The sequence below is a fragment of the Anaerobacillus sp. ABD4_527 genome (genome assembly GCF_056160805.1).
Genome location: NZ_JBSWXZ010000002.1, coordinates 434,008 through 457,468, shown reverse-complemented (window position 1 = coordinate 457,468; position 23,461 = coordinate 434,008). Strand labels below are relative to the sequence as shown.

The 23,461-nt window shown below is 43.7% G+C and carries 26 protein-coding genes and 1 riboswitch; of the genes, 7 read left to right on the top strand and 19 right to left on the bottom strand.

Annotated elements, in window-relative coordinates:
• Window positions 1–55 precede the first annotated feature (55 nt).
• From ACXAHI_RS14525 to fbp, 8 genes are all read right to left on the bottom strand, one after another.
• Window positions 56–925, bottom strand: coding sequence for a DUF6843 domain-containing protein (locus ACXAHI_RS14525; RefSeq protein ID WP_474848992.1), 870 nt, complete (start codon window positions 923–925; stop codon window positions 56–58).
• A 117-nt stretch (window positions 926–1,042) separates the two neighbouring features.
• On the bottom strand, window positions 1,043–1,522 hold the full coding sequence (locus ACXAHI_RS14520) for a GyrI-like domain-containing protein (protein WP_474848990.1): 480 nt from the start codon (window positions 1,520–1,522) through the stop codon (window positions 1,043–1,045).
• 27 nt (window positions 1,523–1,549) lie between these two features.
• Window positions 1,550–2,257, bottom strand: coding sequence for a DNA alkylation repair protein (locus ACXAHI_RS14515; protein WP_474848988.1), 708 nt, complete (start codon window positions 2,255–2,257; stop codon window positions 1,550–1,552).
• A gap of 27 nt (window positions 2,258–2,284) precedes the next feature.
• Window positions 2,285–2,656 carry a nuclear transport factor 2 family protein gene (locus ACXAHI_RS14510; protein ID WP_474848986.1) on the bottom strand — a complete coding sequence of 124 codons (372 nt, stop codon included), beginning with the start codon at window positions 2,654–2,656 and terminating at the stop codon, window positions 2,285–2,287.
• Window positions 2,657–2,689: 33 nt separating this feature from the next.
• Window positions 2,690–3,214, bottom strand: a complete 525-nt coding sequence (locus ACXAHI_RS14505; RefSeq protein WP_474848984.1) for a DinB family protein — start codon at window positions 3,212–3,214, stop codon at window positions 2,690–2,692.
• 72 nt (window positions 3,215–3,286) lie between these two features.
• On the bottom strand, window positions 3,287–4,744 hold the full coding sequence (locus ACXAHI_RS14500; RefSeq protein WP_474848982.1) for a CoA-acylating methylmalonate-semialdehyde dehydrogenase: 1,458 nt from the start codon (window positions 4,742–4,744) through the stop codon (window positions 3,287–3,289).
• A 19-nt stretch (window positions 4,745–4,763) separates the two neighbouring features.
• Window positions 4,764–5,954: an iron-containing alcohol dehydrogenase gene (locus tag ACXAHI_RS14495; RefSeq protein WP_474848980.1), complete on the bottom strand. Its 1,191-nt coding sequence runs from the start codon at window positions 5,952–5,954 to the stop codon at window positions 4,764–4,766.
• 166 nt (window positions 5,955–6,120) lie between these two features.
• On the bottom strand, window positions 6,121–8,049 hold the full coding sequence (gene fbp, locus ACXAHI_RS14490) for a fructose-1,6-bisphosphatase (RefSeq protein ID WP_474848978.1): 1,929 nt from the start codon (window positions 8,047–8,049) through the stop codon (window positions 6,121–6,123).
• A 224-nt stretch (window positions 8,050–8,273) separates the two neighbouring features.
• Between fbp and ACXAHI_RS14485 the strand changes: the two genes are divergently transcribed.
• A complete protein-coding gene (locus ACXAHI_RS14485; protein ID WP_474848976.1) occupies window positions 8,274–9,206 on the top strand; it encodes a dimethylarginine dimethylaminohydrolase family protein in 933 nt (310 codons plus the stop codon).
• A gap of 223 nt (window positions 9,207–9,429) precedes the next feature.
• On the opposite strand, the gene ACXAHI_RS14480 is transcribed toward ACXAHI_RS14485, so the two are convergent.
• Window positions 9,430–9,927, bottom strand: a complete 498-nt coding sequence (locus ACXAHI_RS14480) for a cupin domain-containing protein (RefSeq protein WP_474848974.1) — start codon at window positions 9,925–9,927, stop codon at window positions 9,430–9,432.
• A 247-nt stretch (window positions 9,928–10,174) separates the two neighbouring features.
• Here ACXAHI_RS14480 and ACXAHI_RS14475 point away from each other — a divergent pair, with 247 nt between their 5' ends.
• Complete coding sequence (locus ACXAHI_RS14475; protein WP_474848972.1) at window positions 10,175–11,230, top strand: AbrB family transcriptional regulator; 1,056 nt, start codon at window positions 10,175–10,177, stop codon at window positions 11,228–11,230.
• 332 nt (window positions 11,231–11,562) lie between these two features.
• Here the strand turns inward: ACXAHI_RS14475 and ACXAHI_RS14470 are convergent, their stop codons facing one another.
• Window positions 11,563–12,720 carry a tetratricopeptide repeat protein gene (locus ACXAHI_RS14470; RefSeq protein WP_474848970.1) on the bottom strand — a complete coding sequence of 386 codons (1,158 nt, stop codon included), beginning with the start codon at window positions 12,718–12,720 and terminating at the stop codon, window positions 11,563–11,565.
• A gap of 263 nt (window positions 12,721–12,983) precedes the next feature.
• Here ACXAHI_RS14470 and ACXAHI_RS14465 point away from each other — a divergent pair, with 263 nt between their 5' ends.
• Both ACXAHI_RS14465 and ACXAHI_RS14460 read left to right on the top strand, forming a co-directional pair.
• Window positions 12,984–13,229: a hypothetical protein gene (locus ACXAHI_RS14465; protein WP_474848968.1), complete on the top strand. Its 246-nt coding sequence runs from the start codon at window positions 12,984–12,986 to the stop codon at window positions 13,227–13,229.
• A complete protein-coding gene (locus tag ACXAHI_RS14460; protein WP_474848966.1) occupies window positions 13,211–13,450 on the top strand; it encodes a hypothetical protein in 240 nt (79 codons plus the stop codon). Before ACXAHI_RS14465 ends, ACXAHI_RS14460 begins: the two co-directional genes overlap by 19 nt.
• A 132-nt stretch (window positions 13,451–13,582) precedes the next feature.
• Here ACXAHI_RS14460 and ACXAHI_RS14455 read toward each other — a convergent pair whose 3' ends face one another.
• The 7 genes from ACXAHI_RS14455 to ACXAHI_RS14425 form a co-directional block, all read right to left on the bottom strand.
• Window positions 13,583–14,398, bottom strand: coding sequence for an Ltp family lipoprotein (locus ACXAHI_RS14455; protein WP_474848964.1), 816 nt, complete (start codon window positions 14,396–14,398; stop codon window positions 13,583–13,585).
• Between the two features lie 119 nt (window positions 14,399–14,517).
• Entirely contained in the window at window positions 14,518–15,066 is a 549-nt protein-coding gene (locus ACXAHI_RS14450) for a GNAT family N-acetyltransferase (RefSeq protein WP_474848962.1), read from the bottom strand.
• 710 nt (window positions 15,067–15,776) lie between these two features.
• On the bottom strand, window positions 15,777–16,052 hold the full coding sequence (locus ACXAHI_RS14445) for a CD3324 family protein (protein WP_474848960.1): 276 nt from the start codon (window positions 16,050–16,052) through the stop codon (window positions 15,777–15,779).
• Between the two features lie 209 nt (window positions 16,053–16,261).
• Window positions 16,262–16,603: a hypothetical protein gene (locus tag ACXAHI_RS14440; protein ID WP_474848958.1), complete on the bottom strand. Its 342-nt coding sequence runs from the start codon at window positions 16,601–16,603 to the stop codon at window positions 16,262–16,264.
• 61 nt (window positions 16,604–16,664) lie between these two features.
• Window positions 16,665–17,423: a hypothetical protein gene (locus tag ACXAHI_RS14435; RefSeq protein ID WP_474849898.1), complete on the bottom strand. Its 759-nt coding sequence runs from the start codon at window positions 17,421–17,423 to the stop codon at window positions 16,665–16,667.
• A 39-nt stretch (window positions 17,424–17,462) separates the two neighbouring features.
• Window positions 17,463–17,708 carry a hypothetical protein gene (locus ACXAHI_RS14430; protein WP_474848957.1) on the bottom strand — a complete coding sequence of 82 codons (246 nt, stop codon included), beginning with the start codon at window positions 17,706–17,708 and terminating at the stop codon, window positions 17,463–17,465.
• Window positions 17,709–17,752: 44 nt separating this feature from the next.
• The gene (locus ACXAHI_RS14425; RefSeq protein ID WP_474848955.1) at window positions 17,753–18,127 is read right to left on the bottom strand and encodes a DUF2750 domain-containing protein; all 375 of its coding nucleotides are present in this window, start codon (window positions 18,125–18,127) and stop codon (window positions 17,753–17,755) included.
• A gap of 266 nt (window positions 18,128–18,393) precedes the next feature.
• Between ACXAHI_RS14425 and ACXAHI_RS14420 the strand changes: the two genes are divergently transcribed.
• Window positions 18,394–19,227, top strand: coding sequence for a YitT family protein (locus ACXAHI_RS14420; RefSeq protein ID WP_474848953.1), 834 nt, complete (start codon window positions 18,394–18,396; stop codon window positions 19,225–19,227).
• Between the two features lie 266 nt (window positions 19,228–19,493).
• Window positions 19,494–19,596, top strand: a riboswitch (purine riboswitch).
• A 102-nt stretch (window positions 19,597–19,698) separates the two neighbouring features.
• Window positions 19,699–20,889 (top strand): NupC/NupG family nucleoside CNT transporter, encoded by a 1,191-nt coding sequence (locus ACXAHI_RS14415; protein ID WP_474848951.1) that lies wholly within the window; start codon window positions 19,699–19,701, stop codon window positions 20,887–20,889.
• 91 nt (window positions 20,890–20,980) lie between these two features.
• Here ACXAHI_RS14415 and ACXAHI_RS14410 read toward each other — a convergent pair whose 3' ends face one another.
• The gene (locus ACXAHI_RS14410) at window positions 20,981–22,150 is read right to left on the bottom strand and encodes an MFS transporter (RefSeq protein WP_474848949.1); all 1,170 of its coding nucleotides are present in this window, start codon (window positions 22,148–22,150) and stop codon (window positions 20,981–20,983) included.
• A gap of 128 nt (window positions 22,151–22,278) precedes the next feature.
• On the opposite strand from ACXAHI_RS14410, the gene ACXAHI_RS14405 reads away from it, so the two are divergent.
• On the top strand, window positions 22,279–22,722 hold the full coding sequence (locus ACXAHI_RS14405; RefSeq protein WP_270181054.1) for a MarR family winged helix-turn-helix transcriptional regulator: 444 nt from the start codon (window positions 22,279–22,281) through the stop codon (window positions 22,720–22,722).
• Between the two features lie 75 nt (window positions 22,723–22,797).
• On the opposite strand, the gene ACXAHI_RS14400 is transcribed toward ACXAHI_RS14405, so the two are convergent.
• Window positions 22,798–23,394 carry a nucleotidyltransferase family protein gene (locus tag ACXAHI_RS14400; RefSeq protein ID WP_474848947.1) on the bottom strand — a complete coding sequence of 199 codons (597 nt, stop codon included), beginning with the start codon at window positions 23,392–23,394 and terminating at the stop codon, window positions 22,798–22,800.
• Window positions 23,395–23,461: the final 67 nt, after the last annotated feature.

The window sequence follows — 23,461 nt, the reverse complement described above, 5'->3', positions numbered from 1 at the left end:
CTGTGTGATAAACGAAAACTTCCGCTACCACATACCTTCTAGATTACCCCTCACGCTAAAATAACTCAATCATAATTTTACGTTCCTGCTGCTCATAAGTCGATCGCCCATACCTCATGAAACCCATTCCACAATTTGTGCTTGTCACCTGGAGCACTTCATATTCTACTTCCACTTCTCCACCTAAATAATCACTCCCAGATTTCCCGCGATGAACGCAGGTTTCATCGATCGCCGTTCGCTCTCCTTGGTTATCCCTATAAAAATAAGTATCATTCACGATTCCTTCTGGCTTATGGGATTGCGTTCGGGCTTCAACGTATGTAACAACATCTCCTACAAACGTGTACTCCTGATATTCCCTATGTAATGAGATAATTTTTCGTCCGTCCTCTTCAGCTAACGCTTTTTCACCAGGGACATTGTATAAAACGACGATGGTCCCTTCGTATCCTTCAGGAATAAGGTACTGACTGTTCGTTTTTTCCCTTAAGTCTAATTGTGAAAACCCCCATATACCAATAAACATTACGGTGAGCAAAAATGCATTCAGGAAAGCGGCCTTCACTCGAAACGTTCGAATCTTTCGGTGCTGCCACTCCTCCACTATGAAAAAGAACACTGCCGCTATAACAGCAAACAAATAGAACGCTTCAAGAACGACAACTGTTGCAACGGCTAACGATATATGAATAAACGATGCGATGAAGAATCGAAACGTCGGAACTTTGTTTGAAACCCAATCAGATAATAGGGAAACCGGAATTCCATAAATAAAATTCCCTACGGCGGCGTAGAACATAATGATTAGGATAATAAAGAAGTCCTCAGAACCATATGAGTTAAAAACGCCGTCGATCACGCATGCGACACCGATAAACAACGTAGATAGTAACGCTGATATTACTTTCGATTTGATTTTCATATCCCCCCGCAGCCTCCCGTCAACTAAATGTGAAATAATTCACATTAAGTGTTTCACAAATAGTAAGACTTTCCATCCTAAAAACAAAGAGCCTGACTATAAGCCAGACTCTTCTTCTTACTCAACCGGATCACAAAGATCAACAATATCTTCATCTTCCGTCCACTTTGAATACAGTTCCAGCGTCCATTTTTGTGGAACTCTTTTATAACCATTCTCATCGATCCATTCATGCAAATGCGAATACACGTTGAAAATGTCAGATGCATGCCCTTTAAACGTTAGAACAGCACGTTTTTCTTTCGGAACAGTAAGCGAAACCATGTCTTCCGGTATGTCTTCATGCTCCTCTACTTCAAAACAAACCCAATAGCCATCTTCTTCTACTGAAACCTCACCCGCCTTAAAGGCACCGATGAGCTTCACCGGTTGAACGAGATGCTTGATCTCATTTTTTCGACGAACGAGTAACTGCGATGCATTTGGAATCTCTTCTGCATATCCCGCCATATCTCCGCACACAACCCGAAAACCGACCAGCTTCTTTTCACCGATTTCTTCTACACCCTTTACTTTCACCGCATCGAGCTTTTCCATGTGTATCCCACCTCGCAGCGTATCGTATTAACACCTTACATATTTTCGCTTAAACCCAATCTTCCCACGGTCGACTTCCTTTTGAATCGTTTCAGAAGCGTTCAAGATGCTGCTCTTTTTCTTGTCACGCTTCATCTCAACCGGTCCAACGGTCTTTGCGACCTCGACCGCCTTCTCGTGGAGTGGAACATAGGAGATCCCTACTGTCGAAATAAAATTGTTCATCGATGCCTTTGTCCGTTCTGGCGCGTCATGAATGGCTTCTGCTGCTTGATCGAGCATCTTTGAAAGCTTTTCCGTATTGAACTCCTCATCCTTCCGATTTCCAAGCAGCCAGCAGTAGCAACTCCAGCCGGCAGACATCTTCAGGTCTTCCCCACTCGCGATCCATTTGTCGCTCACCTGTTGCGCAATATCTGTTTCCGCTAACGTGACGGCCACAACATAGTCAGAAATCATATAAAAATACGCATCGTCGATCCATCGCTCAAAATCTGATTCCGTCATCGCTTTTGGTTCAGCGATAATTCCTGCAAAATACATCGCATCGTAGTTCCCAGTCGCATAAAGCTGCTCAGCAAGCTCTTGATCTTGCTTAATCTTTTTCGCAATGGGTTTCATTTGCCCAGTAGCCACACCAAAAACAGGCTCGTGCGCACCGCTTGAGATGTACATTTTCTTTGTACGCTCTTTCCCAAGAGCTTCTAATTCATGCATGACCGTTTGTGCATCCATGCTTAACACACTCCTTTTTTTGACGGTCTAGAAAGCACCATTTTCGTTTGGAGAATCCTCTGGCACTGCTTGACCGATATCCCATGCTTCTACAACACGACCATCTTGAAAACGGAAGAGATGAACAACAGCGGCACCGAGGTCTTCAGGGTGTTGTTTAATATGTGAATGAACGGCAACGACGTCTCCGTCCTCAATCGCATGCTTCACGTCAAACACTTTATCTGGTGCTGCTTCATCATTCTCTTCCATCGCAGCCATCAATGATTCGCGATCACCTTTAAAATACGGATTATGATGGATAAAGTCCTCTGCTATGTACTTATCGAACGCGACTCTGACCTCGCCTGCCACAACGTGTTCTAGTAACAATACTGCTTTTTCTTTATTGGATTGCATTTTCTTTTCATCCTTTCGTTGTTCAATGATGGTCTAGTCTTTCTTCAACACACCTAAATACGCTTCCCACGGACCAACATCTTCACGATAGCGTTCTGCCATCACGCGCACGATTTGCGAAATATGCGTTAAATCGTGTACGACCCAGGTGGAAAGCAGTTCTCTTAGCTTTACTTCACCAAATGCAGGATGGTTTCCTGTTAGTTCAAACTGTGCGTCGGATTTAATCAGGCCGATCACGATCAGAACGTTTTGTGCTCTAAGTCGTTTAAACGCTGCGAGCTTTTGATCGATCGAGCTATCCGATGCCTTACTTAAGTGAGCATCACGATCGAAAGGAGGAAAATCTTTATTTTCACTTTCCACAATCGTCCGTAACCTCGGAATCCAGTTCGTTTTCTCACACTCGATCAAATGATCGATCACTTGCGACGTGCTCCACGTGCCTTCCCCTTCATTGCACGTTAACCATCCTTCTGATAATCCAGAAAGAAAGCTCTCCAACGTTTTTGGCGTTCGTTCAAGCATCCCGATCGCTTCTTTAAGATTAAAATCCATCTGCTGTCTCCCCCATCCCGATAAAAAGTGTAGAGAAGCGTTTGCTCCTCTACACCGTTCTTTTTTAAACCCTTACCATCTAGCTGTTAGCATTTTACGTCTCGTATAAAACTCTACCCCGTCAGACCCGTTCGCATGAAGATCTCCGTAGAAGGAATTCTTCCATCCAGAGAACGGGAAGAACGCCATCGGTGCAGGTACGCCGATGTTTACACCAAGCATGCCGACTTCAATCTTCTCACGGAACGTGCGAACATTGCTACCGTTCTGAGTAAAGAGACATGCACCGTTTCCGAAGTCTGATTCATTCGTTAGTGCGATCGCGTCTTCAAGACTCTTCACGCGCACGATTGAAAGCACTGGCGCAAAGATTTCATCTTTCCAAATTTTCATAGAAGATGTCACGTTATCGAAAATCGTCGGTCCGATAAAGTAGCCGCCATCATGATACGCTTCATCTTTTCGACCGTCGCGCACGAGTGTTGCGCCTTCCTTCTCACCGTGCTCGATGTAGCTTTCCGTTCTCTGTTTATGTTCTTGTCGTATGACTGGACCGAGGAACACGTCGTCTTCAAGTCCATTCCCGATCTTGATCTCGTCCGCTTTTTCATTCAGCTTCTGAATGAGTGTGTCTGCCACGTCATCCACAGCAACAACGACGGAGCACGCCATACAGCGCTCACCTGCTGAGCCGTAAGACGCTGCGATGATTTCTTTTACCGCGCTATCAAGATCCGCATCAGGCATCACGATGGAATGGTTTTTCGCACCCGCGAGTGCCTGGACACGTTTACCGTGAGAAGATGCCGTCTTATACACATACTCCGCAACTGGCTGAGATCCTACAAAGGAAATGGCCGGCACGTCTTTATGCTCAAGAAGACCGTTCACAACATCATGTGCACCGTGAACGATGTTCAGGACACCATCAGGTAACCCAGCTTCTTTAAAAAGCTCCGCGAGTCGGTTCGCGAGTAGCGGCGTGCGTTCAGAAGGCTTCAGGACGAACGTATTCCCCATCGCGATCGCGAGTGGGAACATCCAGCATGGCACCATCATCGGGAAGTTGAACGGCGTGATGCCCCCAACTACTCCGACTGGGTAGCGATACATCCCCGATTCGAGGTTCGTCGCGATATCAGGAAGCTGTTTTCCCATCATCAAACTCGGCGCGCCAGCTGCGAACTCAACGCACTCGATGCCTCGCTGAACTTCGCCATACGCTTCTTTATAGCTCTTCCCATTTTCTTCTGTGATCAATTTCGCTAGCTCATCCCAGTGATCGACGAGAAGCTGCTGGTATTTAAAAAGAATACGCGCTCGTTTTGGAACAGGAACTTGACTCCACGACTTGTAGGCGTCCTTCGCTACCTGAACGGCCCACTCTACGTCAGCTTTCGTTGAGATTGGAACTTGAGCAATCTCTTCACCAGTCGCGGGGTTTGGAACAGGCTGGAACTGATCCGTTTTTGCATCTACCCATTCACCGTCTATATAGTTCTTTAGTACGTTTGTCGCTGTCGTCGTCATGTTTCGATCTCCCTTCGTTTTAGCGCGTTATTTTTTCTAATCGATAGTCATAGCACATCGTATACAGATTTTCTAACTCTTCTTGAGAAGGCAGGCGCGGGTTATTTTGAGGACTGCCGCTATCAAGCGCATCCATCGCCATCTTTGGAATCGCCTTTTTAAACGCCGCTTCATCGATCCCCCACTCTTTCAAGTTCGGAATCTCAAGCGTCGAACAGAGCTCTTTCACAGATTTTACGGCGATATCAGCTGCTTCGCTGTCTGATAGATGTGCTCCATCAGGCTTAAAAATACGACCAAGATCAGCCAGTCTTTCTGTACAAAGGTCTTTGCTGAATTCAAGCACGGCCGGAAGCAGCATCGCGTTCGAATAGCCGTGCGGCACATGAAAAAGCGCTCCGATCGGACGAGACATCCCGTGCACGAGGCAGACGGACGCATTCGTAAATGCCATTCCAGCTTGGAGTGCCCCGAGACTCATCGCTTCACGAGCATCAAGATTTTTTCCATCACGGTAGGCGGTGACGATGTTTTCGACAAGCAGCTTCATAGCCGAAAGTGCGATCGTATCCGTCATCGGATGCGCACGCTTTGAAAGATACGCTTCAATCGCATGACTAAGTGCATCGACGCCCGTTGCAGCAGTTACGTGCGCTGGGGACGATACGGTTAAAAGCGGATCCACGATCGCAACGTCCGGCATGAACGCCGGTTGCTTCATCATCATTTTCACATCATCCGACGTGTTCGTGATGACCGTGACGTCCGTTGCTTCTGATCCTGTTCCTGCTGTCGTTGGGATCGCAATATGCGCTAGCGGCGCTTTCTTGGCAGATGTGCGATTGGCTCTGTAATCCCCTATGTATCCTCCGTTTGTCGCAAGAACCGCGATCGCTTTTGCCGTATCGATACAGCTCCCTCCACCGATTGAAAGAACGAGGTCACATGCGGTGTTCTTCAGTTTTTCAAGAGATTCACTCACATAGAGATCTGTCGGCTCAGATTCCACGCCCGTATACGTTTCGCTCTCGATCCCTTCCTTCTTAAGCAGCTCCTGACATTCATCCACATATCCGAGTTTCAGCATAACCTCGTCCGTTACGATGAGCGCTTTCCGTCCTTTTAAGGCAGCTTGTACGCCAACTTGTTGGAAAGACTTCCTCCCATAAAGGATCGTCTGAGGCGTACGAAAAACAGCAAAGTGTTCCACAACATCTCTCCTTTTTTCTACCAAAAGTAAGACCGTTCTGGATGCGCTAGAATCTCTGTAAAGTCTCGCCTTACTATCTTCTTGATAAGGGAATCGCATTCCTACTGCTTCAGAAAATTTAGGCCTATTGGCGAAGAAAACCCGCAGAGGATTCTGCGGGTTCTGTTTAATCAATATATCTGTATTCCATTAAACTATTTAAAATCTGAAGCTCCTGCAGCAACGCTTCTCCAACGTTCGTTTCAAGAACCTTCTTCCGCTCAAGCTCTTTATCGACTAGTCTCCTAACGGACAATACATCCGCCCCGTTTAGGAGGACTTCTTCTTTTGAATTAAAATGCTTATGCGCGACGAGCTGCATGCCGAAGGAGTTATAAAGTAACGTGTATCCAGCGATTCCGGTGGTCGATTGATACGCTTTCGAGAAGCCTCCGTCGATCACGACCATCTTCCCGTTCGCCTTTACCGGATTTTCCCCTTCGATTTCTTTTACCGGCGTATGCCCGTTGATGATGTGGCCTTGATCAGGATTCAGGTCGAATTCAGCGAGAAGCTTTCGGCACGTTTCTTCTTCTTCTCGTAAATAGTAGTAAGGGTTTTTCTTCTCTTTATGAGATTTTTTATCTTGAATAAAGTAACGCTCGAACGTCGTCATCTCACGTTTTCCAAACAGCGAGGAATACTCGCCTGTCCATAAATACCACACCATGTCTGTTGCGAGGTCATCCGTTTTCTCAGGGTGCGCGTATGCTTCACGGAGATATCGTTCAAATACATCGAGCAAATCACGCCCGGCGTACGATTCTCCTTCGATCACCATGCTCTCCATGTTTCCTTCTTCATCAAGCGGAATACACCCGTGGATCAGAAGGTTGCCGTTGTATTTTAAATAAAGGCTTCCTTTTTTCATAAGAAACTTCATGTGTCGCGCAAGCTTTTCAGAATGCTGAACAGAGAAGAGAAGCTTGTCCATTACTTCTTGTTCTTCCTCTAAAAGTTTCTCCGGCTGTTCAGGATCGATCGTATTAAAACACGTATTTTCAAGGTCGTACGTTTTCCCATGAATCGTGATGGTACTGTTCTCATGATCAATCTTCTCAAGCAAAAGGCGCTCAGACATGTTAAAGTTCGGTCGTCTTTTGATAATCGGGCTTTCGAGCTTAAACTGAATCATGGCGATCGCCTGGTGAATCTTCGTGATTTGCAGCAGCTCATCTTCTGACGTTTTATCGTCTTTGTCGACTTTCGGTCTGAATACCGGGTTGTCACCATAGTACTTCTCCGCAAGGTTCAAGAGCGGACGAAGGTTGATACCATACGCGTCCTCGATGATTTCAAGGTTGTTGTATCGCGCACAAATTCGGATGATGTTCGCGAGACAAACCTTCGAGCCTGCAAACGCCCCGACCCAGAGGACGTCGTGATTTCCCCACTGAATGTCAACAGAATGGTAGTTGATGAGCGTCTCCATGATCTTATCAGGCTCCGGTCCACGGTCATAGATATCGCCAACGACATGAAGGTGATCGACGACAAGTCTTTGGGTCGTGTAAGATAGCCCGATGATGAGCTTGTCCGCCTGACCGAGCGAGATCACCTGTTGAAGGATCTTCTGGTAGTACGGTTCCTTATTCGCATCGTCCGATTTATAAAGCAATTCTTCAATCACATACACGAACTGTGCGGGCAGCGCTTTTCGCAGCTTCGAACGCGTATATTTTGAAGAAGCATAAGAAATCAGCTTGAACATTCTCTGAATCGTATCGTTATACCACTCGTTCAGCTCTTTATCGTTATCGAACGAATTCTTGATGAGCTTGATTTTTTCTTCAGGATAATAAACGAGGGTAGCGAACTCATTTAATTCTTCCTCAGATAGTTCCTCTTTAAAAAGGTCGGAGATTTTCTCCTTCACTTTCCCCGATCCGTTTCGTAACACATGTTGAAAGGCTTGGTACTCCCCATGTAAATCACTCACAAAGTGCTCTGTCCCCTTCGGCAGATTTAAAATCGCCTTCAGGTTGATGATTTCTGTTACGACTTTTTCTTCACTATCATACTTCTGAGCTAGCAGATCTAAGTATTTCGTGTTCACGATGATGTAACCCCTTTCAAAATCAGTTACGAATGATGTAAGGCCTACCTCTATTATAAGAGAAAACGATTTCGAAATTAAACCCTGTTTGCAACAAAAGGGAATCCAACATTCTCCATCATCAAAAATCTCCTATTCTATCGTTCTAGTGAATCCCATTCGATAGGTTTTACAGATATTTACTAGGGGAATAGGGGACTAAATGTGAGATGGAGGTTTATGAGATGAATACAATAACAGCCAACAAAAACGTGCGATGCGCTACAGAATACGATGCACTAAACCATGTGCTTGTTGTGAAGCCCTCATTTATGAAGATTACTGAAATCATAAATGAAACGCAGAAACACTATGAAAAAAGCAACATCAACGTGCCGCTCGCACTGAAGCAGCATGAGAACTTCGTCTCGACCTTAAAAGAAAACGGCGTAAACGTAAGCGAACTTCCGAGCGATCCTCACCTTCCTGAACAAGTGTTCACGAGAGACATCGGGTTCACGATCAACGATGAGCTGTTCGTCGGAACGATGAATGAGCGAGTACGCCGCTCTGAAACAAACATATTGAAAACTTGGCTCAGCGATCAAGGAATCGATTTTCAAGAAGGACTACCAGGATCAATCGAAGGCGGCGATGTCGTTGTCGATGGTTCGACGATCTGGATCGGTGTAAGCGGGCGTACGACGAAAGGTGCGATCGATGAGTTACAGCGAAGACTGCCAACGTATCGTATCGAAGCGATTAAACTGACGGAAGACATTCTTCACCTTGATTGTGTCTTTAATATCGTTTCAAAAGATACTGCGCTCGTGTACCGTGAAGCTTTTACAAAAGAAGGATTGAAGAAAATCTCCGCTCGCTTTCAATCACTCATCGAAGTGAAAAAAGAGGAGCAGTTCAAGATGGGGCCAAACGTGCTCTCCATCGGAAACGATCATATCGTGAGCCTTCCTCAAAACGAGCGATTGAATGCGATTCTTCGTTCAAAAGGCTTTCACGTCATCACAGTCGATTTTTCAGAAATCATCAAATCAGGCGGGTCATTTCGCTGTTGTACCTTACCGCTTGTCCGTCGTTTATTATACAGCCCAAGGGACATAGGGACAGGTACCTCGTCCCATCACTCATCAACATGCTTTGCTAATGAAGAATGGTAGTCCAAACATCGCTTACTAATCTATCCATAGGGACACGCGACCTGTCCCAATCTTTTTTACGTTAACGTATCAAATGTCAAAGTTCTCACATAATCGCTAGAATCGCTAAAACCTGTGATAATGTATGAACCAAGGAGTCCCCCCAAACTCCTTCCCCCCTTAAATTATGATATAAAATGGTCCCCCTATACGATGTATAGGGGGACTCGTGTGTTACATCCTTTTACCCGTGGTCGTGCCCATACCCCTCTTCCATTTCGATCGCTTCGGCTTTTGTTCGATGAACCGTACCGAACGGATGGTTTGGAGGTGCGTAGATGGAATAAAGCTTGAGCGCATCTTTTCCTGTATTGATCACATTGTGCCACGTGCCTGCTGGAATGACGATCGCAAAATCATCGAAAACAGGTACTTCAAACGGCAGCTGATGTTTATTCATCCCCATTCGAACAAGTCCCTGTCCCTGTTCCACTCGCAGAAACTGGTCTACATCCGGGTGCATTTCTAGTCCGATGTCTTCCCCTACTCCAATACTCATCAACGTGATTTGAAAATAATCTCCCGTCCATAGTGCTGTACGGAACGTGTTATTTTTTAACGTTGCTTCATTGATATCCACCACGAACGGCTTCGGTCCATAATCTTGAATCTTTATTTTTCCTATTCCTTTTGAAGCTCGATCTTCGCTGAACGAACCTGAATCATAGGACATCCAACTCATTCCCTTCACAGTTTCTAAAACTATGCTATTCAGCGTGCTAGGGAATGTGCCTATGCGGGACATAGGGACAGGTCCCTCGTCCCACACCAATCATCAACATGAGCGGTTACTCCTTATGAAGAGGGACACGGGGCCTGTCCCCATGTCCCAAACCCTCATTCATGAATTGTATACAGGTGCTGTGCTAAACTGTTTTAAATAAGCTGTGTGCTATAAAAGAACTCTCATTAACTGAAGGTGCTCCTATATGATAAAACTCTTATTATTGATGATAGCGTTTGGCGTAGGATTCTTATTCGACTTGATGAGCATTCCAGCGGGGTGGTTACTCGGTGCGATGCTTGTCGGCGTGTACTACCGCCTCATGATCGATGAGATGTCCTACCCGAACCTTCTATTCGACCTATCACTCGCTGTGATCGGCGTCAGTATTGGAATAAGTATAAAAGTATCCATGTTTACAGAGGTCGCAAGCTATCTGCTTCCGCTAGCCGTTTCCCTTGTCATCCTGCTTGTAGCGAGCTGGATTCTGGGTAAAGTGCTCGGTCGTTATTCGAATCTCGATGCGAAGACGGCTCTCTTCTGCTGTCTTCCTGCAGGGGCTTCCGTCATGATGGCACTCAGTCGAGAGTACAAAGCAAACATGGGCATGGTCGCAGCCTTTCAAACAGTGCGAATCATGATGCTCGTTGCAACGATCCCAATCGTCGCTGGATTTATGACTCCATATTTGAAAACGAAGGAAGTGGAATCGAGCGGCTTAAGTAAAGCTGTAGAAGGGGCGGCACCCATGTGGCTCGCTATGCTCTTTTATTTCCTTCTCATAGTGGTGACGCTCATTCTGGCAAAGAAATGGCGAATTCCGATCGCACCCTTTCTCTACGCGATCGTTCTCTCCTTTATCTTTCATTCGTTCGTCCAGCCACTCCCACCCATGCCGAACCTTGGTGTTGGACTTGGGATGGCGATGCTTGGTGTTATCATCGGCGTTCGGTTCGACCGTAAGTCTCTTTCCGATATCAAACAGATCGGATGGACAAGTCTCTGGATCCTCGCATCCTTTTTCTTTCTTACGTTCGTCGTGACGTTTGTGTTCTATCTCATGACACCGCTCGACTTCATCACGAGCCTACTCGCGATCGTACCAGCAGGGGCACCGCAGATGGCATCCGTCGCCGCATCGCTAGACCTCGACGGAAGCGTCGTCGCTGCTATGCAGGTTATTCGACTGCTTATTCTTATTCTGTTTATTCCGATGCTTGTTCCGTTTCTTGTGAGGCGGGAAGTGACCAGCGGGACGTAGGGACAGGTACCTCGTCCCATCAACCATTAAAAATCCCACTCTCGGCTTGAGGGTGGGATTTTTTGTGCCGTACGAAAGGTTCATTCACAGATGGCTACCGTTTACACTCAAACGAGTAACTTTTCGTAAAGTCATTATGAATCTCTAAGCTTACTTCCCCATCGATCTCATAGCACCTAGACGTTAGCAAACTGATCTCTTTACTATGAAAATAGTTTGACGTCAGGATAAGAAACGAAATGGACAGGGCGACTAACCCTGCTAAACTAACTCCTATTATGTAGGTACGGTTCACGCTATCAATCCTTTTAAACATTTTCGTTAGACCTTCTTTACGATCGACTCTCCAGCTCTTCTAACCACTTTTCAACAGTAGCTCGACTTCTTGAATCGGTCAGTGCTAATCCGCGTTCTCCATACTCGATCGCTAAATCAGTATCCCCCATGTTAGAAGCATATTCAGAGAGTATTTGCCAATCACTGTATGAAGCTGGTACATAAATCAGCCTCTTCAGTCCAACCGTAATCGCAGCTTCCCAATTTTGTTCATCGGTATAGATCGTCTCGAGGGTCGAATAGATGAACGGCGCTTCAAAGTAATATGGACCTTTCGTTTCCTCAAACTCGAGTAACTCTTTCTTGAGCTGGTTACGATCATATCCTTCAGCTAATTTCGCTGGTGTTTCTTCATAAATTTCTTCATTTCTAATTAGCAGCTTATGAACATCAGATAGAGATTGCTTCGTAATTTCCATAAACCTTCCCTCAAACGACCCTTGCCCCTCAGCAATAAGTTTAGCAACGACTTGCTCACCGTGGTCTTCTAATAGTTTCTCCACGATAAATTGCGCCATCACATATCGCTCGCTGGCTCCTGGACCTTTCATGTCCATTTCTGCAACAGGCACAACATCCCAGCTCCCAATCGCTTCATAGAATGGAAGCGGAGCGAACCGGTGCGCGAAAGCTTCGGATACTCCTTCGTGAAACCAGTCTGGTAGATCAGTAATTTCCATCTCTTTATCTATGCTGTTCATCAAATAGTAATGAGCATATTCATGCGAAAGGGCGTGTACCCTTTCCTCAGGAGATAACCCCCCGTTAATGAGGATGATGTTGCTATGTGGAAGATAAAGCCCATTGCGGTGCAGTAATATAGGATGAGGAAGCTTGCCCTGTTTTATGAGTATGACTTCTAACTGAGGCAGATCGCTCTCACCAAACCAGGTAGCACCTAACTCCTGAAACCCTTCGATTTCCTCAGCTAGTTCATTCGCTACTTCTTTTTGCTCACTGTCATACGTTAGCTCCATGTTACCTTCTTCAATTGAAGGATCTTTAAAATGGTACAACTGTAATACAGCGTTTGATGTAACGTTGCCTAAGTATCCTTTAATCGGTGTGAACTCTATGATTCCTTTAATAACGAAAAATGTGACTGTCACGATAAGGATTTGAACAAGTATCTTTTTCATTTTCTTTCTTTTCAAAGCTACCAATCTCCCAGCATCATCGACAACGTATTTTATTCCAATTATTTCAAACCCTTCACGGTAATGCAAGGGACAGTAGGGACAGGTACCTCGTCCCACCAACCGTTTACTCCCTTGTGAATGAAGAAGGGTACCTCAAATATCGGTTACTAATCTATCCGTCGGGACACAGTACCTGTCCCCTTGTCCCTTTTGTCACGAACGCGTATCATAGAAACCAGCATCTACCGGAAAATTCCATCAAGAAATGAGGGAATGTAATGAGAGAATATCCACTAGAAACCATGGTTGAGATGGTGCTTGAACATTTTGAAATAAACACGCTAGAAAATGAGCACTTTCGAATGAACACACTCAGGTACATGATCGAAGAAGGGTTGCTGGAAGACCTCCCGCATCTTGCAAAAGAAATCAAACGTCAGCGCGCCGAGATACTTATTGAACCGATGCGTTCTATTGATCCTGAAGCAGCCAAGCAAGTAGAACTATGGCTGCAATTCGTGTAACTCTTTTTACGGAAGAGGTGATCTTCTTGTATTCGAACGCCCTCAGCATGAAGGACTTCCTAGCATACATAATAGTCTTAGGTCTTATCTTCACGATCCACATCTATAAAGAAAAAGTAAAAGAAAATAGAGAACGAATTGCAAGACTTGAAGAAGAGAATTCGAAATTAAGAGAAGCAGTTAGCTTTTACCATGATAAGGTTAGTCGAGAGTTTGATTGATGGTGATAGAAGCGAAAACAAAAACAGGAGCCCACATAGGCTCCTGTTTTAATTCTTTCTTACAGAACAGAGAGACTGCTATATAGAAAACTTCTTTTAAGCTCTAAAAGAACCTACTTTTTTTGAACTGTATTAAAGTCCTATCTCATTAACTGCATGAGTTGCCTGCTCTTGAGTAAACCCTTCAAACATTAATTGGTCGATTAACCCGCTTCTAGAGAATGACGTGTAATCGAGATAGTCTTTCGCTTTCTGGACGGCTTGGGCGTTCCAATCGACTTCAATACTATCAACGGCAAACGATGCATCTCCTTGACTGTACCCTTCAAATACTAATTGTTCGATAAGTCCCTTTTTGCTAAACGCCGTATAATTTAAATAGCTCTCAGCATGCGAAATCGCGTTTTGTTGTGCCAAAGTAGGCTCACTTTTCTTTTCCTCAGCCTCTTTCTTTGCCTCTGCTTCCGCTTTCTTTTTTGCTTCCTCTTCCTCTGCTTTCTTCGCTTCCTCCTCAGCAGCTTTAGCAGCAGCGGCTTCTTCCTCCGCTTTCTTCGCTTCCTCCTCAGCAGCTTTAGCAGCAGCGGCTTCTTCCTCCGCTTTCTTCGCTTCCTCTTCAGCAGCTTTAGTAGCAGCGGCTTCTTCCTCTGCTTTCTTCGCTTCCTCTTCAGCAGCTTTAGCAGCAGCGGCTTCTTCCTCTGCTTTCTTCGCTTCCTCTTCAGCAGCTTTTTCCTTTTCTGCATCTACTTCTTTCGCTGGCTCTGTTGTTGAGGTCATTGTTGTTTCTCCATTATCTAGAACGGTTACACTAAAGATTAAAAGGATGACGAATGCTAGTAAAGTAAGCCCATTTCTCTTTCCTTTTCCGTTTCGCTTCACCAGTCCAATAATTGTCATAATACCTACGATAAGTATTCCTAGCATACTAATGGCAAAAATAAATAAAGTCATTGTAAAACAACTCCATTTCGTTTTATTACTAGTAAATTCCACATAATGGATGATTAGACCTTTTTACATAAAAATAACCGTAACACTTGTTACGGTTAAAGAACACAAACATGTTCATTTCACTTCAACTCTTCAAACTCCCGCTTCAATATCCCCATCAGCACAGAATCATGATACGCACCATCATAAAACAACTCTTCTCTAATCCTGCCTTCTTCTCGAAATCCTAACTTTTTGTATGATTTTATCGCACGTTCATTATAAGAAAATACATCTAACCCGATTCGATTTAAATTCAAGATTCCAAATCCATATGTTAAAAGCAGCGACATTGCCTCAGTACCATAGCCCTGTCCCCAATACTTCTTATCAAATATGGAAATTCGAACGACTGCTTTTTTATTGTGATGATCGATGTCCATCATCGCTACGTCACCAATGATTTGGTCAGTTTCCTGTAAACAGATGACAAGGTCGATCCTCGACTGATCCATCACAATTCGATCGTACCAACTTTGCACACCCTGACGACTGAACACAACTTGTGTACCTGTAAGCTTTCTGCCTTCAGCATCCCAAAGCGCTTTGGCGTAAAAGGTGTCTAAGTCTTCCTGCTCGATCGGTCTTAAATAGACGCGATCACCTTCAAGAAATTTAATGTTCTCCATAACCGTTCCTCCTCATCATTACCTTGGTTCCATTTTAGAGGCAAGGATGAAGAAAATGATATGACGAGTTTTTTTTAGAAAGAAACTATCTAAAAAAGATTACCCAATCAGGTTAACGGGTTCTTTTTTCATGATATGAAATGAAATTAATTCAGTTAAAGAGAGCTTATTATTAATAAAGCAAGCTCTTTTTTATGGTAATATATAAAAAAGGAAAATTATGGAGGTGTTTCATCTGAAGTGGGTTATTGGAATTGGAATAGGAGTTGTTACAATCCTTTGGCTTGCGATGGAAATAGCTACACTGAATGACAAGGGCAAGGGTTTTCGTTCCTACTTTAAAGTGCTTAAAAAGAATATAATTATTGTTACTTGTTTATTCGCAGTCGCTGGAGTTATATATTACGGGTACGGGTTGATTAACTAGTGACTCAGTCTTTAAGTCATTGTTAATACGTACCTCTTTCTAAATGAGAAGGTTTGAAAGTGCGGAACCTATCCTATCCTATGAATATATATCAAACTGGTATCGTTCTAACCAAAGTGTTATTCACTTAAATTTGGAGCTATAACAAAAGATAGAAAACGGTCAGAGGCAAAAAGTCTCTGACCGTTTTTCTTATACGATTTCTTTGATGTTTATGGTGATAATTAAGGAACCATTTACTTGTACAATTACGTGTTTATACTTCAAAACAGTCCAGTTACAATCAGGTAATCTCTTTCTTAGAATAGATGATCTTCTTTATCGTTTCTACGGAAAGATGATGCTTCTCCGCAATCGTTTCTACCGAATTTCCGTGCAAGTACTCTTCTTTTATCATACGATTTCGCTTCGTTAGTTCACTACGAATACCAGTCGAAGCTCCCCATTTTTCTCGATTGCGTTGAGGTTTTGGTATATAAAGTGTTTCGCCTTGTATGTATTTTTGAATTTCTTTTAACAACTCATTAGGTAACGCTTTTTCTGCATTTACATATTTCATTCTTGCCAGCTCCTTATTTTTATTCTGATAACAAATAAGGTGCAAAGCCTAATGAATGAAGTCGATGGCGATGTTTAGTTGTATGACCTCATGCAAAGAATCGCCATTTCATAGGCTTTGCATGAGTTTCTCTCGTTATTTCGTATTGAGCATCTCGTTTCATCGGGTCCACCTCCGCTTTTTCTTGCTTTCGTTTTCATCATCTCAAACTATTCTGTTTCATTCAATTTAATAAGGTCTACATAACCAGAGGTAGAGATCATGTTAATTTTATTCCCATTCTTACGATAAATCACCGAAGCACCCAGCCTCTCTTCCTCTTTCCATCCCTTTGCCTTTAAAACGAATTTGTATCCAAGTGGAATACCATTCTCCTCAGAAGCCTTCGACCACTCGTACCTTTCGCGAGCTTCACCTTCCTCAATAAGAACCGCACGTTTTGGAACGGGGAAATCAAATAGTTCATCTGAAGGTGTGAAGAAAGAAAATACGATGGCAGGTGAAATAAAAAATATCAATATGATGAGTGCCACGATTGCGATTCTTTTCATAACGGATCTCCCTTCAGACCTTCTTTATGTGGGACGAGGGACCTGTCCCTACGTCCCTCCTTCATTCCCAGTGATAAAATTGCTTTAAATTCTCATCAAACTCATTCCAAGTAAATGCATCGTATGGTGCTTCTATATCCAAGATTGTTTTTACATCTTCAGCTATTAATTCAATCCGTTTTGTGGGATCATCTCTTTTTCCTGCTGGGAAAATTGCCAATTTAGTTAGTTCTTTTTTTCCATTTGCCCAAGTCCATTCTTTAAGTGGAAGTTGATTGATTTCTTCTTTAGTAAGTAGTCCTTTTCCTTTCCAATCACATACCTCAAAGAGAGGGTATCGGTCGCCATACCATTCCTCAATGGTGCCGATCACCTTCAGAACAATATAATCCCCCGAAAGTAATCGATAACGAATAGCGTCTCCGGCTTTTAAATTCGTGTCGGCTATAAACCGCTTTCGTACTTTTTTAGCTTGTGGTTGTGGGGAATGTAATTGTTCTTTAAGTTTGAGTAATACGGTTTCTCGTTTCCGTTTTAATTTAGGATCTTCATCCCATCGTGGAAGATCATCGCCACTTTCAATAATTTGGAGTGCCTTAACCTTCACTTCCTCTTGAAGTCTTCCTAATTTCCATTGAATTAAAGCGAACGCCAACCAGAATGCTGTGATTTCTTCTTCATCTAACTCACTTTCAAATTCATCGATTACAATTTTACTCGCTTCTTCATCAGAGTAATTGTCTCCTAGTAAGTCTTTATATCTAAAGCGAATATCTTCGGCTGTATCATCGGATAAAATCGCAACTCCCCAAGCTCCCATTTTCATCTCTCCTAATTCTTCTATCAAACTATAATTTAATTAACCAAAAAGAAGGACATAAGATATAAGCATCAGCCCTCCTAACACCATGATTGCGCCAGCCCCCATACGAAAAACCCCGGTTGCTATTGGGTTACCTATTATTACATCTACGATACTACCTAGGACCACACTTACTTTTTCTTCACTGTCACTCTCTTCCAAACGATCGATTAACCCCCACCGGAAAAATAAAAAACCTACTAATATAAATGTTACCGGTATCAAGTACCATAGAACGCTCACCATCTATTTCTCTTGTTCCTTTCTTCTAAAAGAAGTCAAATACACTAATAATTCTCTAGTTCTCTTTCTAAACTTTCTATGAGGTCTTCAATCTCTACAACCGCTGTATCTTGTTCATTAGGAAAAATAGAAACGTGTATTCCATCTTTCTTCATCCATGGTAACCATTTATCCATAAATTCATCTAATTCAATTAATCGAACATGATATGCTGCCCGATCTCCTCTAGCAAAACTTTCAGCAAATTCTTTTCTAGGAAAAAAGGGAATGAGCACGCTCTTGTTTTCATCTTGAGAAGTCGCCCATCCATCGTTGTAAAGTCCCCAAACTTCCTCATAATCAACAACCTTTTTAATAAAATACTCGTACCTTATAGTTGCCGGTTGTTTCCTTACTGCTTCAAACTCCTTATCATCCAATCTTCTCAACCCTCATCTAAGTAAATTTCACCCTTTAAATTTACTTATACTTCGACTGCACCTTCGTAAACAAGGGCCCTTTATACTATAAAACTTGACCGTCGTAACATTTTGACTACACCTTGGCTTTTTCACCTTAAAATCGGGACACAGAACCTGTCCCTACGTCCCTCTCCTATGATATATTATCCTACGTACTAGATTTGAACGGGGGCACAGGGACAGGGAACCTGTCCCCGCGTCCCCTCTCGAACGGAGTTGATACTATGAATCATACAGGAAAAGAAATAACGCTGATCATCATCGGTTCATTGTTCTTTGCGCTTGGTGTAAACTGGTTCGCGATCCCAAACGAACTTGGTGAAGGTGGCGTAACGGGTATCTCGATGGCACTTTACTACGTGCTCGGATGGTCACCAGGTCTTACAAACTTTATTATGAACGGTGTGCTGCTTGCGATCGGATATAAAGTGCTCAACAAACGCGTCACATGGTATACGATGCTCGCGATCTTCTTCACCTCCCTATTCATCCACCTAACAGAAGACATGGGTAACCCAGTCGACATCATGTTGGGTACAGTGTTTGCCGGTGTTTTCATCGGGATTGGACTTGGACTCGTCCTACGATCAGGTGGAACGACAGGTGGATCGACGATCATTGCGCGCATGCTGAACCAGCACTTCGGCTGGAGTGTCAGCACGTCGATGTTTGTATTCGATATCTTAGTCGTGATGGGATCATCCTTCATCATCGGAATCGAGAATACGATGTACACAGGGATCTCGATCTACATCAGTACGAAGATACTCGATTACTTGATCGATGGTTTCGATACGAGAAAAGCCGTTACGATTATCTCGCATAACACCGCTGCGATCGCTGAAACCGTGAGCGCTGAGATGGATCGCGGCGTGACGATCATCAATGCACGCGGTCACTACTCGAATGAATCGAAAGACATCTTGTACGTTGTCATCAACAAACAGGAGCTGTTCCTGTTGAAGAAGATGATTCAACAAGCAGATGACAAAGCGTTCGTCGTCGTACACGACGTGCGTGATGTGTTCGGAGAAGGGTTCACCTTCCCAAAAACGTAACGCTCTCCGCAATGGCTCCTCATCAAGAGGAGCTTTTTCTTATTACCTAAGCTATAAAAATGAAAAGCAAATTGTTCCAGCCCACTCCCTTTTCCCTTTAATCTATGAAAACGGTCTATCTACTATCCCCTCGCACTTCCCTGAACCTCACCTCGCACAAAAGGTCACTTTTTGTCGAACGCTTACATCTCCCAACTGAATTTTTCTAACATTGTTACTATTAGACTAGGTATTGCTACCCCCTTTTGCATCTGCTAGATTGTTTAAATAACTTCACATCATTTCTCTATATAGTTTTGGAAATACGGTCCGATAAGTTTCTACCCTGCAACCATGAATTGCAGGACTATAGGGAAGGTAAGCTGTATTCAGCCTTATTCATTCTTCCTGAACCCGGACTTTTTCTAAGTGCGGCTTTTTTTATAGATCTTTTTTGTGAAGCAACACTTCTTTCAGGGGGATTTCATCACCATGAGCATCATCTTTGGTCTATTATCCATTGCGGGGATTCTTGGTATCGCATGGTTACTCAGTAACAATAAAAAATCAATAAACTGGCGAACGATCGGAGTCGGACTCGCAATCGAGGGGGCGTTCGTTCTTTTCGTACTAAAAGTTGAGGCTGGTAAGGCGTTTCTTCAAAAAGCATCTGCAGCCGTCCAGAAGGTCATCAACTATAGTAACGAAGGCATTCAGTTCGTGTTTGGCGGATTGTACGAGCAAACGGATTTAACGTTCGTGTTTGCGATCAACGTGCTTTCCGTCATCATCTTTATCTCAGCACTCGTCTCTGCTCTTTACTATTTACGCGTCATCCCGTTCATCGTACAGATCGTCGGTGTGACGGTCGGAAAGCTAATGGGCACAACAAAAGTCGAATCGTTTAACGCAGTTGGTAACTCGTTCCTCGGCCTTGCTGAAGCACCGCTTCTCGTTAAACCATACTTAAAAATCTTAACGCGTTCAGAGATCTTCGCGGTGATGGTCGGAGGAACGGCTTCCGCGAGTGGCGCGATTCTCGTTGGGTACTCTCTCATGGGTGTCGACATCAAGTACCTCTTGATTTCCGTGTTTAGCGTTCCGTTCGTCTCCCTTGTGATCGCGAAGATCATGGAGCCAGAAACAGAAGTATCCCAAACGAACGATAACGTGAAGATGAAGCGTTCCGATCATGCGAACGTATTCGAGTCAATCGCAGATGGAACCGTTAGTGGTGTGACGCTAGCCCTGAATATCGGTGGTCTTCTGATCGCGTTCATCAGTATTCTTGCGCTCCTCAATGGACTTCTCGGTTTCGTTGGGACCGACCTAAGCACAATCTTTGGCTACGTCTTCTATCCATTCGCTCTTCTCGTCGGCATCCCGCTCGACGAAGCATTCCGTGCTGCGTCAATCATCGGAACGAAGATGTCGATCAACGAATTTGTAGCGTTTCAGGATTTAACGTCTCAAGAGAGCGAACTCACTGAAAAAACGGTCGCGATGCTGTCTGTCGCACTCTGTAACTTCGCAAACCTTTCTTCAATCGGTCAGCTCATCATCAGCCTAGGTTCATTAGAGCCTTCAAAGCGTCCACAAGTATCAAGACTTGGTTTAAAAGCGATTATAGGAGGGTCGCTTGCTTCGTTTATCACTGCAATCTTCGTAGGTATGTTTATCTAACTTGAATATAGAAAAAGCCACACTTCAATTGTAAACGGATTGCAGTGTGGCTTTTTTTTTATAAGATTAACTAATGAAATGCTCCTGATCGTTAGAGCGACGATTTTTGTGCTTGTACCATTTGACGATTGCTGCTTTTTTTAAGCCATAGCGAGTAAAACAAAATTACTAAGATCCCAATCGAAATGGCAACGGAATAAAGAATAACAAGGTTCGTTGAAGTCCCTTCCACGAGCGAGGAAAGGAATTGTCCAAGAAATGTAAATGATGAGAAATACGCTAGATTCCTTCCACGATTGCTAACATTACTTTTTTCGACGACCATATGATTCGCTAGAGGAATCGTGAAGCCAAATCCAAACCCGATCACGATTCCAGCTATGATCGTGATGATTAATAAACTCTGACCTATGATTAATAGGGAGAAGCCTAGCGTAAACAGAGTAAATCCGGTGAGAAGCGTTTTATAATCGGTTAACTTCTTGACCATTTTAGGCATAATGCTAGCTGAAATGACGGCTACAAATGAAATCATAGCTAAGAAATAGCCCGTTGTCGCCGATCCTAATTGAAAATGATCTGCTAAGTAGAATGGCAGTGTGATAAATGCGATAAAGAACATCGTCATCGCTAGTAAAGCTGATAGCAGCACTGGAAAAATCGTTCTCATACTCCTCGTTTTCGGTTCTTGTGCCTCTTCTTTGACCACGGATTTCTTATAAGGCACGAAGATCAAAATAAATAGAAGCGCAACCCACGCGATCAAATAAATCATAAATGGCCACTGCCATCCTAATCCACCCAGGACCCCTCCGATACTTAGAAAGATAATCCCTCCAGTTTCGATCGACATCCCTTGCAGAGCAACCATCTTCAGGCGTTCTTCCCCTACAAAGAATTCAGCAAGAAGACCTGTCGAAGAAGCCATCACGATTGCTGTAGCTCCACCTAGTAAAATCCGATCCGTAAAGATCGGAATCGTTCCTGACAACCAAATCGCAGAGACCCCTAGCGCTCCGTACAGTACTAAACCTATACACAACGAAAGATAGGAGCCCACTCGGTCAATGAGCCGACCAGCAAGTGGTGCGAAAAGAACAACGCCAAGTGCTGGCAGTGTTGTTAGCCAGGTGGCCATCTCCTCTACTCCGTAGTGCTGTGATATGTCTATGAGAGCCGGTGTAATCGCGCTCCCCACCATGATTGTTAAGCTTGCAGTAAGCATTAATGAAAAGATGCCAACTTTCGATAATTTGTTCATCGTTTTCCCTCCTTGATTACAAAAAACAGCATACCACAATTAAATTAGTTAGGAAACTAATTAAACTCCTATCGATATTCTCCATTTTTTTATGCTAGAATACAGTTAGTTTAGGAGGGAATACCCGAATGCATAAATCACACAAGGATGATATCGGATATCAAGTTCAGCAAATTTCCCATTTAGTTAAACAGCTTCAAAACGAACGATTAGTAAAAGAGGGGCTCAGTATCTCTCATATGAACGTCATGTTTGTACTGTATGACGAAGATCGAGTCAATCAATCTCACATCCAACATCACCTCGGAATAAAAGCTTCCTCTCTTTCTAAGCTGATCGACATCTTGATACAAAAAGGGCTAGTAACACGAGAATCACTAGATGGAGACGCTCGCTCTAAAATCATCTGTCTCACTGATCTCGGTAAAGAAAAACAATCGCAGCTCTATAAAATACGAGATGAATTAGAAGGGCAGCTGACAGAACATTTAAGTAAAGAAGAAACGGAAGAGCTTGCAAGGATGCTTTCACAAGTAAAAAGCAACGTCGATAAGTACTATTACTCTTCATAAAAAAGAACTCCTATCATCAGGAGTTCTTTCTGCTTTCACGATTGATTTCAACACACGACTCGAAAACACTTACACTCAAGCATCTTCCCATGGAATCACCCGAAGATCCCACTTGCTCGTCCACTTCGCAACTTTCGCTTCATACACTTCTCTCGTAACCATCGTTTTATTTGCTCGAACCGTCATTGTAAAAAGGTCGTTCAAACCGAACGGAGCGTAGATTCTGAAATTCCCTTCTTCACCCTTCCTGACCCCGAGCGCCGTTGCCGTCGTCGGCCAGCTGTTGATGGCGTCCTCAAGCGATTCGTACTGCTCGATCTTCTTCCCGAATTTCTCTTCATACCATAGATGAACCCGCGCTTCGTTCTTCACGTCGATATCGAGCGGCACGTCATGAAGTAACGCTTGCAAGTGCTCTTCCGTACGCTTTTCCTTCTCTCGACTCAAGTCTTCATCATAATAGATGATGTCAATATCACAGATGCCATGATTCAGCGGATTTCCGGATAAGCGATTCCACACCGTTTGAACGATGCTTCCGGCCCCTATGTAATAATGATCGAGTTCTGCATGGGCAACGTTCAATACACGTTCGATGGTTTCATTTTTATGTACGATGTCTTCTAGCATTTCCATTTGACTCTGTAAATCAAGATTCCTACCACTTTGCATGAGACGACCCTCCTCTTCTAGGTTCCACCTCATTATCTCGTACTACCGATGAATTTTCAGCAATCGA

Coding starts and splice junctions, on each gene's coding strand:
- ACXAHI_RS14445 (WP_474848960.1), bottom strand. CDS start 16,052: ATGAAATATGTAAATGCAGAAAAAGCGTTACCTAATGAGTTGTTAAAA.
- ACXAHI_RS14465 (WP_474848968.1), top strand. CDS start 12,984: ATGAGAGAATATCCACTAGAAACCATGGTTGAGATGGTGCTTGAACAT.
- ACXAHI_RS14460 (WP_474848966.1), top strand. CDS start 13,211: ATGGCTGCAATTCGTGTAACTCTTTTTACGGAAGAGGTGATCTTCTTG.
- ACXAHI_RS14505 (WP_474848984.1), bottom strand. CDS start 3,214: ATGGATTTTAATCTTAAAGAAGCGATCGGGATGCTTGAACGAACGCCA.
- ACXAHI_RS14410 (WP_474848949.1), bottom strand. CDS start 22,150: ATGAACAAATTATCGAAAGTTGGCATCTTTTCATTAATGCTTACTGCA.
- ACXAHI_RS14500 (WP_474848982.1), bottom strand. CDS start 4,744: ATGACGACGACAGCGACAAACGTACTAAAGAACTATATAGACGGTGAA.
- ACXAHI_RS14480 (WP_474848974.1), bottom strand. CDS start 9,927: ATGAGTTGGATGTCCTATGATTCAGGTTCGTTCAGCGAAGATCGAGCT.
- ACXAHI_RS14440 (WP_474848958.1), bottom strand. CDS start 16,603: ATGAAAAGAATCGCAATCGTGGCACTCATCATATTGATATTTTTTATT.
- ACXAHI_RS14455 (WP_474848964.1), bottom strand. CDS start 14,398: ATGACTTTATTTATTTTTGCCATTAGTATGCTAGGAATACTTATCGTA.
- ACXAHI_RS14450 (WP_474848962.1), bottom strand. CDS start 15,066: ATGGAGAACATTAAATTTCTTGAAGGTGATCGCGTCTATTTAAGACCG.
- ACXAHI_RS14510 (WP_474848986.1), bottom strand. CDS start 2,656: ATGCAATCCAATAAAGAAAAAGCAGTATTGTTACTAGAACACGTTGTG.
- ACXAHI_RS14415 (WP_474848951.1), top strand. CDS start 19,699: ATGAGCATCATCTTTGGTCTATTATCCATTGCGGGGATTCTTGGTATC.
- ACXAHI_RS14435 (WP_474849898.1), bottom strand. CDS start 17,423: ATGGGAGCTTGGGGAGTTGCGATTTTATCCGATGATACAGCCGAAGAT.
- ACXAHI_RS14475 (WP_474848972.1), top strand. CDS start 10,175: ATGATAAAACTCTTATTATTGATGATAGCGTTTGGCGTAGGATTCTTA.
- ACXAHI_RS14515 (WP_474848988.1), bottom strand. CDS start 2,257: ATGGATGCACAAACGGTCATGCATGAATTAGAAGCTCTTGGGAAAGAG.
- ACXAHI_RS14485 (WP_474848976.1), top strand. CDS start 8,274: ATGAATACAATAACAGCCAACAAAAACGTGCGATGCGCTACAGAATAC.
- ACXAHI_RS14520 (WP_474848990.1), bottom strand. CDS start 1,522: ATGGAAAAGCTCGATGCGGTGAAAGTAAAGGGTGTAGAAGAAATCGGT.
- ACXAHI_RS14525 (WP_474848992.1), bottom strand. CDS start 925: ATGAAAATCAAATCGAAAGTAATATCAGCGTTACTATCTACGTTGTTT.
- ACXAHI_RS14405 (WP_270181054.1), top strand. CDS start 22,279: ATGCATAAATCACACAAGGATGATATCGGATATCAAGTTCAGCAAATT.
- ACXAHI_RS14420 (WP_474848953.1), top strand. CDS start 18,394: ATGAATCATACAGGAAAAGAAATAACGCTGATCATCATCGGTTCATTG.
- ACXAHI_RS14400 (WP_474848947.1), bottom strand. CDS start 23,394: ATGCAAAGTGGTAGGAATCTTGATTTACAGAGTCAAATGGAAATGCTA.